Source organism: Prolixibacteraceae bacterium (assembly GCA_019720755.1).
GTDB lineage: Bacteria > Bacteroidota > Bacteroidia > Bacteroidales > Prolixibacteraceae > Halosquirtibacter > Halosquirtibacter laminarini.
Genome location: CP081303.1, coordinates 4,419,586 through 4,433,001, shown reverse-complemented (window position 1 = coordinate 4,433,001; position 13,416 = coordinate 4,419,586). Strand labels below are relative to the sequence as shown.

Genomic DNA, 13,416 nt, shown 5'->3' with positions numbered 1-13,416 from the left:
AAAAGCAAAGGATTGCTTTTTTTAATCGATTAACTAATTTATATTTGACAGATATAGATTTAGGAAGATTTTGTATAGTTTTTCAAGATAAATTAAACACCAAAAAACTGAATAGATGAAGGTAACAGTTGTTGGAGCGGGAAATGTTGGAGCAACATGCGCAGACGTACTAGCTTATCGCGAAGTAGTAAACGAAGTAGTAATTGTAGATATCAAAGAGGGTGTAGCTGAAGGTAAAGCACTTGACATTTGGCAAAAAGCACCAATCAACTCATATGATACAAGAACAGTAGGTTCAACAAATGACTACACTAAAACAAAAGATTCAGATGTAGTGGTTATTACTTCTGGTTTGCCACGTAAACCAGGTATGAGTCGTGATGATTTAATTCAGACGAATGCTGGTATTGTGAAGCAAGTAACAGAGAGTATTATTGCTCAATCACCAGAGGCAATTATCATCATTGTGTCGAATCCTCTTGATGTAATGACCTATCAAGCACATATCACGTCTAAACTTCCACGTACAAAAGTGATTGGAATGGCTGGTATTCTTGACACTGCTCGTTATCGTGCATTCTTAGCAGAAGCACTTAATGTTTCGCCAAAAGATATCCAGGCTGTTTTGATGGGTGGACATGGTGACTCTATGGTACCACTTCCACGCTATACAACCGTTGGTGGTATTCCAGTTACTGAGTTAATCGAAGAAGACAAACTTGAAGCGATTGTAAACAGAACAAAAACTGGTGGTGGAGAACTTGTTAAGTTGATGGGAACATCAGCATGGTATGCACCGGGATCAGCTGCAGCTCAAATGGTAGAAGCGATTGTTAAAGATCAAAGACGTGTTTTCCCAGTTTGCATGAAACTTGAAGGAGAATATGGAATCGATAATTGCTATTTAGGAGTTCCTGTTATCCTAGGTAAAAATGGAGTGGAGAAAGTGATCGAACTTCAACTGAATGAAGATGAGATGAAGCTTTTGAAAGATTCTGAAGGACACGTACGTGAAGTAATGTCTGTATTAGATCGTATCAATGGATAATTCATTTCTATTTTAATTAACATATAAGAAAGAGAGGATGGCATAAGTCATCCTCTTTTTTTATACCTTTAGTTTATGAATTGGAAATATTCAAGAAGAGAGTTCCCTATTGAAGTAGTCAATATTGATGAAGATGGAGTTCATATTGTGTGTAAAAATCGCCTTGCTCCTGGTTATTGGTGGATCATCGACACAGGAGCTAGCACCTCTGTGATTGACACTAATTGTAGTGATCATTTTGAGATTGTATTTGAATCTACCACACAAGCCGCTGTTGGAGTTTTAGAAAATCAAGTAGAGACTAAAAAGGGGAATGCCCAGATCATAGATATTGAAGGACATTTATTTGAAAATATAGATTGCGTTGTAATTCCATTAAATCATGTAAATGAGATATACCAAACACAGGCAGACATCAAGATTTGTGGAATCATTGGTTGTGACTTATTGGTAGACAACAAAGCCGTAATAGATCTAGCAAAACTGAAGATCAGGTTAAAAAACATTAGGTAAAACATTGAGATTCGATAGGAAACGTAATATATAAAAGATGGTAATACAAAAAATTTAGATATATTTGCGTTCAACGTGAATTTAGAAGAAAACAATTAGATAATACAAAATTAAATCCAGATCCAATGCAGAACAAAGGAGCAATAAGGCTTTTGACAATTCTTGTGGCCTTTATTTGTCTGTACCAGCTTAACTTTACGCGTAAAGCAAAGCAGGTCGAGAATGACGCGAAAGAGTATGCGAAAGGGGATGTTACCAAAGAAAGATTCTACCTAGACTCTATCTCAGGACAGCCAGTACTAAACCTCGGAGTGAAGAAATTTACCTACAAAGAAGTGAAAGAACAAGAGATTAACCTTGGTCTTGACTTGAAAGGTGGAATGAACGTAACTCTTGAAGTATCGGTTCCTGAAATCGTAAAATCGCTTTCAAATAATAGCAAAAACAAAGATTTTGTTGCTGCCATGAACAAAGCAATCGAAGATCAAAAAGATAGTCAAGACGATTTCGTGACTCTTTTTGGGAGAGCTTTTGAAGAGGTAGCACCAGGAAAAAAACTTGCACCGATCTTCAGTACAATGGAGCTACGTGATAAAGTTAAGTTCAACGACACAAATGCTTCTGTACTTAAGGTTATAGACGAAGAAACAGATGCAGCTATCTCTAACTCATTCAATATCCTTCGTTCTCGTATCGACCGTTTTGGTGTTGCTCAACCGAACATTCAGCAGCTTCAAACAAAAGGTCGTATCCTTGTAGAACTTCCAGGTATTAAAGATCCTGAGCGTGTTCGTAAACTGTTACAGGGAACTGCTAAATTGGAGTTTTGGGAAACTTATTCAAATCCTGAAGTAGCACCAGTTCTTGGTCAATTGAACCAACGTCTTTACGAATATAACGAAGCTCAGGCTCCAAACAAAGAAGCAAAAGCAGAGGAGAAAAAAGACGATAAAGAGGCTGGTTTGGTAGATGAACTACAAAACGATTCTACTCAGACAGAGATGGACATGATGAAACGTGCTCCATTATTCCGTATTTTAAATCCAATGATATCTCAAACAGGACAAGCATATCCTGGACCAGTAGTTGGAATGGCTCATGTTAAAGATACAGCAAAGATCAATAAGATATTGGCTATGCCTGAGATCAAAAGCATGATTCCTTCTACAATGAAGCTTTCATGGGGAGCACAACCAACTCAAAAAGGTGGTAGCGTATACCAAATGTATGCCTTGAAAGCTACAAATCGTGATGGACAAGCACCACTTACTGGAGATGTTATCATAGATGCACGACAAGACTTTGGACAAAATCAAGCAAGCAGTGAGGTGTCAATGACAATGAATGCAGAAGGATCTAAAGCTTGGGCTAGGCTTACAAGAGAGAATATCAACAAATCCATTGCAATTGTTCTTGACGGTTATGTACAGAGTGCACCAAACGTACAAAATGCAATTACAGGAGGTCGTTCTCAAATTACAGGAAACTTCTCTATTGAAGAGGCAAAAGATTTAGCGAACATGCTTAAGTCTGGTAAACTTCCTGCTCCAGCACATATTGTTCAGGAGGAGATGGTAGGTCCAACATTAGGAAAAGAATCTATCCAGGCAGGATTTTACTCATTTGCAATTGCATTTGTATTGATCCTTGTTTATATGCTTTTCTTTTACAGTACAGGAGCTGGTTTAGTGGCAGATATTGCATTAATTGCCAACCTATTCTTTGTAATTGGTATTCTAGCATGTTTCAAAGCGGTATTAACACTTCCTGGTATTGCAGGTATCGTCTTAACAATTGGTATGTCTGTGGATGCGAATGTACTTATTTATGAGCGCATACAAGAAGAGTTGAGAAGTGGGAAAGGCCTTAGACTTGCTGTAACTGATGGTTATAACAATGCATTATCAGCAATTATCGATGGACAGGTTACAACATTACTAACAGGTATTGTACTATTCTACTTCGGTTCAGGTCCAATCAAAGGATTTGCAACAACATTGATTATTGGTATTGTTACTTCATTATGGTGTGGTATCTATATTACTCGCTTGGTTATCGAACGTCGTCTCGAGAAAGGTAAAGATCTTAAGTTCGTAACATCGATGACAGAGAACTGGTTAACAAAAACTAAGATCAAATTTATTGGTAAGAGAAAAGTTGCTTATATAATTTCAACAATTCTTTTGCTTATTTCTATTGTGTCCCTTGCAACAAAAGGTTTAAACTACAGTATCGACTTCCAAGGAGGACGTACTTATGTTGTTCGTTTCGACCAACCAGTTAAAGTAGAAGATGTAGCAAAATCTTTGACAAAAGGATTTGAAGGAACACCAGAGGTAAAAACTTTTGGTGAGGACAATCAAGTTCGTATTACAACTGACTTCAGAATTAATGAAGATGGTATAAATGTAGACGATCAAATTGAATCAGTTCTTTATGATGGATGTAAATCATTCTTTAAGAATACACCTAGTAAAGATCACTTCCTGAAAATGGATCGTGTAAGTTCACAAAAAGTGGGACCAACAATTTCTGATGATATTAAGAAAGATGCATTAATCTCTATCTTCTTCTCCTTAGTTATTATTTTCCTATATATCTTACTAAGATTTAGTGAATGGCAATATGGTGTTGGTGCAGTAGCCGCACTTGCCCATGACTCATTGATTGTACTAGGATTCTTCTCTTTGTTTGATGGCATACTTCCATTTTCACTGGATATTGATCAATCATTCATTGCTGCAATCCTGACGGTGGTAGGTTACTCTATTAACGATACTGTGGTAGTATTTGACCGTCTACGTGAGTATATTGGTCTACACCCAAAGCGTAATCGTGAAGAGGTAATTGATTCTGCATTGAGTAGTACTTTACGTCGTACTTTTAGTACTTCATTATCTACCTTTGTAGTTCTTCTTGCAATCTTTTTGTTTGGTGGAACATCGATCAAAGGATTTACACTTGCACTTCTTATTGGTGTGATTGTAGGTACTTACTCTTCAATCTTTATTGCAACACCAATTGCATATGATACAAGAAAAAAAGCGATGAGCTCTAAAAAATAAGGACCTACTAGGTTCTCATTAAAAAAAAGATAAATAATCCCGATTGTGAAAACAATCGGGATTTTTTGTTTCTTTGTTATAAAGAACGAAGAGAAACACAAGCATATGGAGTTATTATTTATCGGTGGAAGTGAATTGGCAATCGTATTTCTTATTGCACTACTTTTTTTTGGAGCAGATAGTATACCATCAATAGCAAAGACTGCAGGAAAAGCGATGAAAGAGTTTAAAAAAGCAACAAGTGATATAAAGAAGGAGTTTGACGAACATACTGATGGAGTGAAAGATCAAGTGAATGATGTTCGAAAGACCTTAAATGAAGGTGGGAGAGCAATTGAAGATGAAATTCGGAAAACTGAAAAGGATTTAAAGGATAACCTAAAATGATAGGAAGCAACCCATATATACAACTTATTTTTGGCATGATAATCCTAATCATAAGTGGGGATTATCTTGTTAAAGGAGGTGTTGAACTCGCCAGGAAATTTAAGATCTCAACACTCATCGTAGGCTCTACTGTCGTAGCCATGGGAACCTCTGCACCAGAACTTATTGTCAGTCTAAAGTCTGCAATAATGGGACATACTCAGATGGCAATAGGAAATGTGGTAGGATCAAATATTTCCAATATAGCACTTGTCCTAGGTTTTACAGCAATCATCATGGCAATACCTGTAAAATCGGAGACATTAAAAGTTGGATGGCCAACATTATTCATTGCTACAATTCTATTTATCTTATTGGGGAGAGATAGCGAGATATCAAGATTAGATGGGATAGTGCTTACTACAACACTTATCCTGTATATTGTGGTATCCATTAAATCGTCGATGAAGAGCAAAGAGGCGTCTGAAATCATTGAAGCAAAGTATCCCACTTGGAAGTCAATTGCTATTATCATATTGTCGTGTATTGGACTTACTTTAGGATCTAACAATCTGATTGGAGGAGCAAGTGAGATCGCAAAAGGACTTGGAATATCAGAACGTATTATTTCTGTAACAATTATCGCTATAGGAACGAGTCTTCCAGAACTTACAGCGTCAGTAATGGCTGCATTAAGAGGGGAAACAGATATTAGTATCGGCAATATTATTGGATCTAATATCTTTAATATTCTTGGAGTATTAGGCATTACGGCAACAATCCATCCAGTAAATGTGGCAGTAAACAAGTTTCACTACGACTTTAGTTACATGTTTGTCTTGACAATGATTCTTATAATTTTCTTATATCCTATTAGTAGAAATAGAAAGTATTTCAAGAATAAAGAATATTTAGTTGGCATTACAAATCTTAAAGGAGGAGTTCTTACAAGAACAGAAGGAACAATATTAGTTCTGGCATACTGTTATTACATATTTTCCATACTTTAAACCATAAATCATATGATTCTTAAAGCTTCGAATATTCATAAATCATTCGATACTCTTCATGTCCTAAAAGGAGTATCACTTGAAGTAGCCAAGGGAGAAGTGATCTCTATTGTAGGAAGTAGTGGAGCTGGCAAGACGACACTTCTACAGGTCCTTGGAACATTAACCCAAGCAGATAAAGGAGAGATATGGATGAATGGGAAAGATATCAGTAAGTTGAGTTCTAAAAAACTTTCTCAATTTAGAAATGAAAATATCGGTTTTGTATTCCAATTCCATCATCTTCTACCAGAATTTACAGCACTAGAAAATGTCTCTATTCCAGGTTGGATTGCTAAAAGAGATGCCAAGGAGGTAGAACAGAATGCTATCGAGCTTCTAGAGCTTCTTTCTCTAAAGGATAGACTTCACCATAAACCCAATGAATTATCTGGTGGTGAAAGGCAACGTGTTGCTGTGGCTAGAGCTCTTATCAATAATCCAAGTATCGTCCTAGCCGACGAACCTTCAGGTAGCCTTGACACAACCAACAAAGAGGAGCTTTACGAACTGATATATAAACTTAGAGAGAAGTATAATCAAACTTTTGTAATCGTCACACATGACAAGTCTTTTGCTCAATATACGGACCGTATGCTGACCATAAAAGATGGAGTGATGGAGAAGTAGTATTCAGATGGAAAAAGAAGAAATAAAGGAGTTGCTTGAATTAAAATACCATCAATTTAATGCTCCAGAATTTATTGAGACAGATCCGATACAGATACCTCATCTGTTTACAAAAAAAGAAGATATTGAAATAAGTGGATATATTGCTGCCACTTTAGCTTGGGGGAAACGTAATAGTATTATATTAAATAGCACCAAGATCATTGAGCGTATGGATTATGCTCCATATGACTTTATTAAAGAGTATCGACCTCAAGATCTAAACAGATTCAAAGATGTAAAACATCGAACTTTTCAATATGAGGATATCTGTTTTTTTATGAAATCGTTTCATCATATATACCAAAATTGTGGAGGGATGGAATTGCTATTTAAAGAGGGATTAAAAAATGGAGGTAGAATGAAAGACGCAATATTTCACTTCCGAAAGCAATTTCTTCGAGATAAAGAGGGATACAGAACCCAAAAACATATAGCAAATCCAATAAAAGGCTCTGCAGCCAAACGAATTAATATGTTTCTACGCTGGATGGTAAGACAAGATGGTTTTGGCGTTGATTTTGGCATTTGGAATATAGATCCTAAAGAACTCTTTATCCCACTAGACGTTCATGTTGGGAATGTAAGTAGAAAACTAAACCTACTTGAACGTAAAGCAAATGATTGGAAAGCAGTAGAAGAACTTACAAATAAACTAAAAGAACTAGATCCAAGTGATCCAGTAAAGTATGATTATGCACTATTTGGAATGGGCATTTTTGAAAAATTTTGATCAATAAGAATGGGAAGAAATAACTTTTTTCAATTTAAACAATTTAAGATAGTTCATGAACTCTCGGGGATGAAAGTAGGAACTGATGGTGTGTTATTAGGCGCATGGGCATCACATCCCAACCCTAAAAACATATTAGACATTGGTGCTGGTTCAGGACTTATGACTCTAATGATGGCACAAAGATATGATACAAAAATCACTGGTGTTGAAATTGATCAAATTGCAAGTAAAGAAGCAAACAAGAATCTTCTGAGCACTTCATGGAGTGATCGTGTTGAGATACTAAACTATCCTATTCAACAATATAGATCAGAGAAATATTTTGACTTGATTGTATCGAATCCACCATTCTTCAACAATGGTCCAAAATCGCCAAGTAGTTCAAGAAAGAATGCTAGGCACACAGACACCTTATCATTTACAGATTTGCTCTCATTTGTTTCTAGCAACCTAAATAATGAAGGAGTGTTTTGTTTGATACTTCCATTTGAACAATTACAAGCGATCACAGAAGAGGCAAAGAAACAAGGTCTATATATTCAAAAGATCTGTTATGTCCGTCCCAAAAAAGATGGCGATATCAAACGAATACTAGTAAGCTTTGGATTTGATAATACTAGAGAGATAATAGAAACATATATGTATATCGAAAAAACTCGACACGTATACAGTGAAGAGTATAAAAAACTAACTAAGGACTTTTATCTAAATATGTAAATTATGAGACAGCTGTTCATTTGTACTATCGCTCTATTTTTTTCGATATGCTCATCCCTAAAAGCAAACAATGGAACATCAAGGAATTTCTATCTTATTACATGTGAGCCAGGAGACGAAATATACTCTCTTTTTGGTCACTCTGCCTTACGTTATCAGGATGAATCAAATAGAATAGATGTGGTATTTAATTACGGTCTTTTTGACTTTAATGCACCGAACTTTGTATGGAATTTTGTACTAGGAAAGACGGATTATCTACTAGGTTACACAAACTACAATACCTTTATCAATAGTTATAAGAGAGAAGGAAGAGAGGTCTATCAAGACACTCTAAACCTTACTAACAGTGAGAAAGTTGTGTTATTCAATAGTATACGAGATAACTTAAAACCTCAAAACAGATTATATCGTTACAATTATCTTAGAAACAACTGCTCTACTAAATTAGAAGACCAGATAACAACGGCTTGCAATGGAGCTATTACGTGGGAAAAAAGAGGTCAATCAAGTCTTTCATTTCGAGCATTGTTAGATCAATATATGGACTATAATTCATGGGATGCTATAGGTATATATATTGCACTAGGTGCAAAATGTGATCAAGTAGCAACATGGAATGAGACAATGTTTTTACCCGAATATCTTCAAGCTGGTATCAAAAATTCGCAAAAAAAGAATCAAGAGAAGATTACCAAAGGAGAAACGAAAGTGCTTCTAAAGAGTAATAAGTTGGATAATAATAAGGGGTGGCAAGCAATAAATAATATTTATGTACTCTTATTCATCGTGTTACTCATAACAATATATCGTAAAAGAAAGAAAGCAATTTTTAATTTTGTTTCAAGAGTACTTTGGTTGGTAAATGCAATAGCCAGTGTGATTCTGCTATTTTTAGGAATCGTTTCAGTGCACCCACTAACAGGATATAACATGAATTTATTGGTTTTCTCACCATTGGCATTTATCCCACTAATAACAAGTTGGAAAAAGAACAGCAAACATAAAATAACGCGTTATGGCCTGATTTTATATGGGGTATCTGTAATGGTACTACTCATTACTACAGCGATATTTTCACTTCAAAAGATACATATAGCAGTATACTGTACGGCATTAATCTATACTGTCATTGGAATAGCACAGTACAATGATCTTAAAAAAACTACTTAAAATTTAATAAACTATTCATTATCGGATAACACGAAAATTAATCATTCGTGATATTTTTGTCGAAATTAAGAAAAGACTATGATCATTGACTCTCATTCACATATATATTCAAGTGAATTTAAAAACGAATACAAAGAGATAATTGAACGTGCAAAAGAGAACGGAGTAGATAAAATTATCCTTCCTAACATTGATAGTTCTTCCATCAATGCAATGCTTCGTTTAAGCGATGAGTATCCTGAAACATGCATCCCCTTGATAGGAATACATCCAACATCTGTAACCGAAGATTATGACCAAGAACTTGAAATTATTGAATTTTGGCTTAAAAAAAGAGAATTTGTAGGTATCGGAGAGATTGGATTAGATTACTATTGGGATAAAACATTTCGTGATGAACAGATAATTGTTTTAGAACAACAACTTAATTGGTGTCTTCAATACAACCTACCTGCTGTTCTGCATGTTAGAGATGCGTTTGATGACATTTACGATATTGTTGCACCATTCTGCGAAAAAGGACTTAAAGGTGTTTTCCACTCATTTACAGGAACTGTTGAACAAGCAAACAAAGCAATCAAAATGGGATTTCTTATAGGGGTAAATGGATTGGTTACATTTAAAAATGCCGGTGTGGATAAGGTAATTGCACAACTTCCTATAGACAAACTTCTTGTGGAAACAGATGCACCATATTTAGCACCAGTACCATATAGAGGAAAAAGAAATGAATCATCTTACGTAACCTACGTTGTTGAAAAGATTAGTGACTTAAAAGAAGTGTCCTACGACATAGTTAGCGAAACAACGACCTCGAACTGCAAAAAGTTATTTAACTTAGGGAAATAGTTATTTAACTTTAACGGCAGTAAAATAACCAATAAATGAATAAAACAGATAAAGCAACAGTACTAATCATCTACACGGGAGGTACTATTGGAATGAAAGAGAGTAGCGAGTCAGGCGCTTTAGTTCCAATGAAATTTGAACAGCTAACAGAGGAAATTCCGGAACTAAAGAAAATGGGAATCCACATGGATAGTTTTGCATTCAATCCTCCAATAGATTCTTCAAATGTAAACCTAGATTTATGGGGTAAACTAGCATCTCTTATCAAAGAGAAGTATATGGAGTACGATGGATTTGTAATATTACATGGCACCGATACTATGTCGTACACCGCATCTGCACTTAGCTTTATGCTTGAAAACTTAGGCAAACCTGTTATACTTACCGGATCTCAACTTCCAATTGGTGTTCTAAGAACAGATGGTAAAGAGAACCTGATTACTGCAATTGAAATTGCTGCAAAAAAGAATAATGAAACCCCTATTGTTCAAGAAGTATGTGTCTACTTCAGCTCAAGACTTTTTAGAGGAAATAGGACCACAAAAGAAGATTCAGAACAATTTAGTGCTTTTGCTTCACATAACTTTCCACGTTTAGCAAAAGCAGGTACTGATATTGTTTTCAATCACGATCTACTATATCATTCAAAAAACAAAGGTATATTTAAGATTAATAGATCTTTATGCAATGATATTGCAGTAATAACACTTTTCCCAGGAATACAAGAAAAAGCATTCAAACAGATATTAACCACTCCAGATCTTAAAGGAGTTGTACTTCAAACATTTGGTTCTGGAAATATTCCTACAACCCCATGGCTAACCAATGCAATACAAGAAGCTTCCAACAAAGGCATCATTTTTCTTAACGTTACACAGTGCTCAGGAGGACGTGTAATAATGGGACAATATGAAACAAGTTGTGCACTAAGAAAAGCTGGAGTTGTAAGCGGACATGATATCACAATTGAAGCAGCAGTTACTAAGCTTATGTTTTTGCTAGGGCAAGACCTTGAAGTAAAAGAAATAAAAATGCATCTTGATCAGAACATGAGAGGTGAAATATGCATTTGAAAAGTTTGACTTTCATATTTTTTTTGTAATTTGCGTCCCTGAAAAATGAGCAGTTTTAAGCCGTTCATTGTCTTGGAGACATTATTTACTATCTAATAGTTAGGGAATGAAGTTTTCAGAAAAGAAATATCATTGAACATTTATAGCGTTCAAAAAAGAAAATAATACAGAAATTGTTAATTAAAATTCAAAACCAGTTATGAAAAAGCTATTTGCATTATTCGCAGTTTTCGCAATGCTTAGTTTTGGAGCAGCTAATGTTGCTGTATCTCAAGACGAAAATGGAGCATCTCAGACAGAGGTGGCTCAAGAAACGAGTACGTCTGTTGATAATGCTACAGACAACAGTGTTGACAATATGGAAGAAGCAGCCAAAGAAGTGGAAGCAAACATGTCTCTACACAGCCAATTGAAGCAAAAATTTATTGAAGGAGGTGCCGGATTTATGTCGACAGTATTGATCTGTCTTATCTTAGGTCTTGCTCTTGCTATCGAGCGTATCCTTTATTTAAATCTTGCAACAACAAACACTAAAAAACTTCTTAATAAAGTAGAAGAAGCTATGGCTAACGGTGGTGTTGAAGAAGCTAAAAACGTTTGTCGCGACACTAAAGGTCCTGTTGCTTCAATTTTCTACCAAGGTCTTGATCGTTATGACGAAGGTCTTGATGTTGTTGAGAAATCTGTTGTTTCTTACGGTGGAGTTCAAACTGGTCTTCTAGAAAAAGGTCTTTCATGGATCGCTCTTTTTATCGCTCTTGCACCGATGCTTGGTTTCATGGGAACCGTTATTGGTATGATTGCAGCATTTGATGCGATTGAGGTCGCTGGGGATATCTCTCCTACTTTGGTAGCAGGTGGTATTAAAGTGGCCCTTATTACTACTGTATCTGGTCTTGTTGTTGCAATTATCCTACAGATTCTTTATAACTACTGTGTAGCTAAGATCGATAGTCTTGTTAATGATATGGAAGATGCTTCTATCTCATTCATGGATATCCTTGTAAAATACAACTTGAAGAAGTAATTATATAATACTAAAAAAAATTACCCATGAGTAAAAAAGTTACGACATTACTAACAGTTTTGCTTTGGGTCTTGATGATTACTTCGGGCGTTTTAATGGTTCTTTTAATGAGTAATCTATCAGATCCAATTACAGAACAAGGGGAAAAATATGTTACCCTAGGTTTGAATTGGTCTTATGCATTGTTGGCTATCGTTACGGGTACAATACTACTTTTTTCAGTTAGAAACCTTTTCCTAAGTGGAAAAAAAGCACTTTATAGTGTTGCTGGAATTATTGCTCTTGTTGCAATATTTGCTATTGCATGGGCTTTGGGATCAGATGTAATTCCTACATTCCACGGTTCGGAAAAATTAGTAGCAGATGGAACACTTAGCACTTCTGTAGCACATTTTACAGATATGCTATTGAATACAACTTATATCCTTATGGGAATAGCAGTTGTAGCAATTGTTGTAGTCCCTTCTGTTCTTCGCTTAACTAGAAAGTAATAATTGATTCATACTTTAACGTAGTAATCTTCGTGTTACTACGTTATAAAATATTTAATTATGCCTAAGAAATTACCAGAATATAATGCATCATCATTGGCCGATATCGCCTTTATGTTGCTTATCTTCTTCTTGGTTACCACTACGATGGATACGGATAGTGGTCTAAGGCGTAAGTTGCCACCGATGCCTCCTAAGGATGCTAAAATCGACCCTAATAATAAAATTAAGGATCGTAACATCTTCGAGGTGCTGGTAAATAGTAAAGATCAATTACTAGTTGAAGGCGAACTTATGCGAATAGAAGATTTGTATGATGCGACGAAAGAATTCATGCTTAATAGTAACAATTCGCCAAAATTACCTGAAAAGAAAGAGATAGAAGTTCCTTTCTTCGGGAAGCAAATGGTTACAAAAGGTGTGATTTCATTACAAAATGCTATCGGTACAACTTACGGTACTTATATTGCTGTTCAAAACGAATTAGTTCGTGCGATCAACGATATTAGAGATGATATTGCTAAGAGAAAATGGAATAAGAAATACGAAGACCTTAACAGTGATCAACAGAAAGCGATTCGTAAGATTATGCCACAACGTATCTCTGAGGCTGAACCTAAAAAAGTTGGAGGAAATTAAT

At 35.5% G+C, this 13,416-nt stretch carries 14 protein-coding genes; all 14 read left to right on the top strand.

The features are described from left to right. Positions 1–115: 115 nt before the first annotated feature. Complete coding sequence (mdh, locus tag K4L44_17595) at positions 116–1,048, top strand: malate dehydrogenase (protein QZE14300.1); 933 nt, start codon at positions 116–118, stop codon at positions 1,046–1,048. 75 nt (positions 1,049–1,123) lie between these two features. Continuing rightward, complete coding sequence (locus tag K4L44_17590; GenBank protein QZE14299.1) at positions 1,124–1,561, top strand: retroviral-like aspartic protease family protein; 438 nt, start codon at positions 1,124–1,126, stop codon at positions 1,559–1,561. A 125-nt stretch (positions 1,562–1,686) separates the two neighbouring features. After that, positions 1,687–4,626, top strand: a complete 2,940-nt coding sequence (gene secDF / locus K4L44_17585; GenBank protein ID QZE14298.1) for a protein translocase subunit SecDF — start codon at positions 1,687–1,689, stop codon at positions 4,624–4,626. Positions 4,627–4,731: 105 nt separating this feature from the next. Continuing rightward, entirely contained in the window at positions 4,732–5,013 is a 282-nt protein-coding gene (locus K4L44_17580) for a twin-arginine translocase TatA/TatE family subunit (protein QZE14297.1), read from the top strand. A 35-nt stretch (positions 5,014–5,048) separates the two neighbouring features. Continuing rightward, complete coding sequence (locus tag K4L44_17575; GenBank protein ID QZE14296.1) at positions 5,049–6,002, top strand: calcium/sodium antiporter; 954 nt, start codon at positions 5,049–5,051, stop codon at positions 6,000–6,002. 15 nt (positions 6,003–6,017) lie between these two features. After that, positions 6,018–6,671: an ABC transporter ATP-binding protein gene (locus K4L44_17570; protein QZE16031.1), complete on the top strand. Its 654-nt coding sequence runs from the start codon at positions 6,018–6,020 to the stop codon at positions 6,669–6,671. A gap of 7 nt (positions 6,672–6,678) precedes the next feature. Beyond that, a complete protein-coding gene (locus tag K4L44_17565; protein QZE14295.1) occupies positions 6,679–7,443 on the top strand; it encodes a TIGR02757 family protein in 765 nt (254 codons plus the stop codon). A 9-nt stretch (positions 7,444–7,452) separates the two neighbouring features. After that, on the top strand, positions 7,453–8,163 hold the full coding sequence (locus K4L44_17560; protein ID QZE14294.1) for a methyltransferase: 711 nt from the start codon (positions 7,453–7,455) through the stop codon (positions 8,161–8,163). A 3-nt stretch (positions 8,164–8,166) separates the two neighbouring features. Then, complete coding sequence (locus tag K4L44_17555) at positions 8,167–9,336, top strand: DUF4105 domain-containing protein (GenBank protein ID QZE14293.1); 1,170 nt, start codon at positions 8,167–8,169, stop codon at positions 9,334–9,336. A gap of 78 nt (positions 9,337–9,414) precedes the next feature. Next, a complete protein-coding gene (locus K4L44_17550; GenBank protein ID QZE14292.1) occupies positions 9,415–10,185 on the top strand; it encodes a TatD family hydrolase in 771 nt (256 codons plus the stop codon). Between the two features lie 35 nt (positions 10,186–10,220). Then, the gene (locus K4L44_17545; protein QZE14291.1) at positions 10,221–11,258 is read left to right on the top strand and encodes a type I asparaginase; all 1,038 of its coding nucleotides are present in this window, start codon (positions 10,221–10,223) and stop codon (positions 11,256–11,258) included. A gap of 199 nt (positions 11,259–11,457) precedes the next feature. Further along, positions 11,458–12,285 carry a MotA/TolQ/ExbB proton channel family protein gene (locus tag K4L44_17540; protein QZE14290.1) on the top strand — a complete coding sequence of 276 codons (828 nt, stop codon included), beginning with the start codon at positions 11,458–11,460 and terminating at the stop codon, positions 12,283–12,285. 26 nt (positions 12,286–12,311) lie between these two features. Continuing rightward, positions 12,312–12,776, top strand: a complete 465-nt coding sequence (locus K4L44_17535) for a hypothetical protein (GenBank protein QZE14289.1) — start codon at positions 12,312–12,314, stop codon at positions 12,774–12,776. Positions 12,777–12,836: 60 nt separating this feature from the next. Further along, positions 12,837–13,415: a biopolymer transporter ExbD gene (locus K4L44_17530; protein QZE14288.1), complete on the top strand. Its 579-nt coding sequence runs from the start codon at positions 12,837–12,839 to the stop codon at positions 13,413–13,415. Position 13,416: the final 1 nt, after the last annotated feature.

Excerpts from the sequence above, each read along its gene's own strand:
- mdh (QZE14300.1), top strand. The coding sequence starts at position 116 with ATGAAGGTAACAGTTGTTGGAGCGGGAAATGTTGGAGCAACATGCGCA.
- K4L44_17590 (QZE14299.1), top strand. The coding sequence starts at position 1,124 with ATGAATTGGAAATATTCAAGAAGAGAGTTCCCTATTGAAGTAGTCAAT.
- secDF (QZE14298.1), top strand. The coding sequence starts at position 1,687 with ATGCAGAACAAAGGAGCAATAAGGCTTTTGACAATTCTTGTGGCCTTT.
- K4L44_17580 (QZE14297.1), top strand. The coding sequence starts at position 4,732 with ATGGAGTTATTATTTATCGGTGGAAGTGAATTGGCAATCGTATTTCTT.
- K4L44_17575 (QZE14296.1), top strand. The coding sequence starts at position 5,049 with ATGATAATCCTAATCATAAGTGGGGATTATCTTGTTAAAGGAGGTGTT.
- K4L44_17565 (QZE14295.1), top strand. The coding sequence starts at position 6,679 with ATGGAAAAAGAAGAAATAAAGGAGTTGCTTGAATTAAAATACCATCAA.
- K4L44_17560 (QZE14294.1), top strand. The coding sequence starts at position 7,453 with ATGGGAAGAAATAACTTTTTTCAATTTAAACAATTTAAGATAGTTCAT.
- K4L44_17555 (QZE14293.1), top strand. The coding sequence starts at position 8,167 with ATGAGACAGCTGTTCATTTGTACTATCGCTCTATTTTTTTCGATATGC.
- K4L44_17550 (QZE14292.1), top strand. The coding sequence starts at position 9,415 with ATGATCATTGACTCTCATTCACATATATATTCAAGTGAATTTAAAAAC.
- K4L44_17545 (QZE14291.1), top strand. The coding sequence starts at position 10,221 with ATGAATAAAACAGATAAAGCAACAGTACTAATCATCTACACGGGAGGT.
- K4L44_17540 (QZE14290.1), top strand. The coding sequence starts at position 11,458 with ATGAAAAAGCTATTTGCATTATTCGCAGTTTTCGCAATGCTTAGTTTT.
- K4L44_17535 (QZE14289.1), top strand. The coding sequence starts at position 12,312 with ATGAGTAAAAAAGTTACGACATTACTAACAGTTTTGCTTTGGGTCTTG.
- K4L44_17530 (QZE14288.1), top strand. The coding sequence starts at position 12,837 with ATGCCTAAGAAATTACCAGAATATAATGCATCATCATTGGCCGATATC.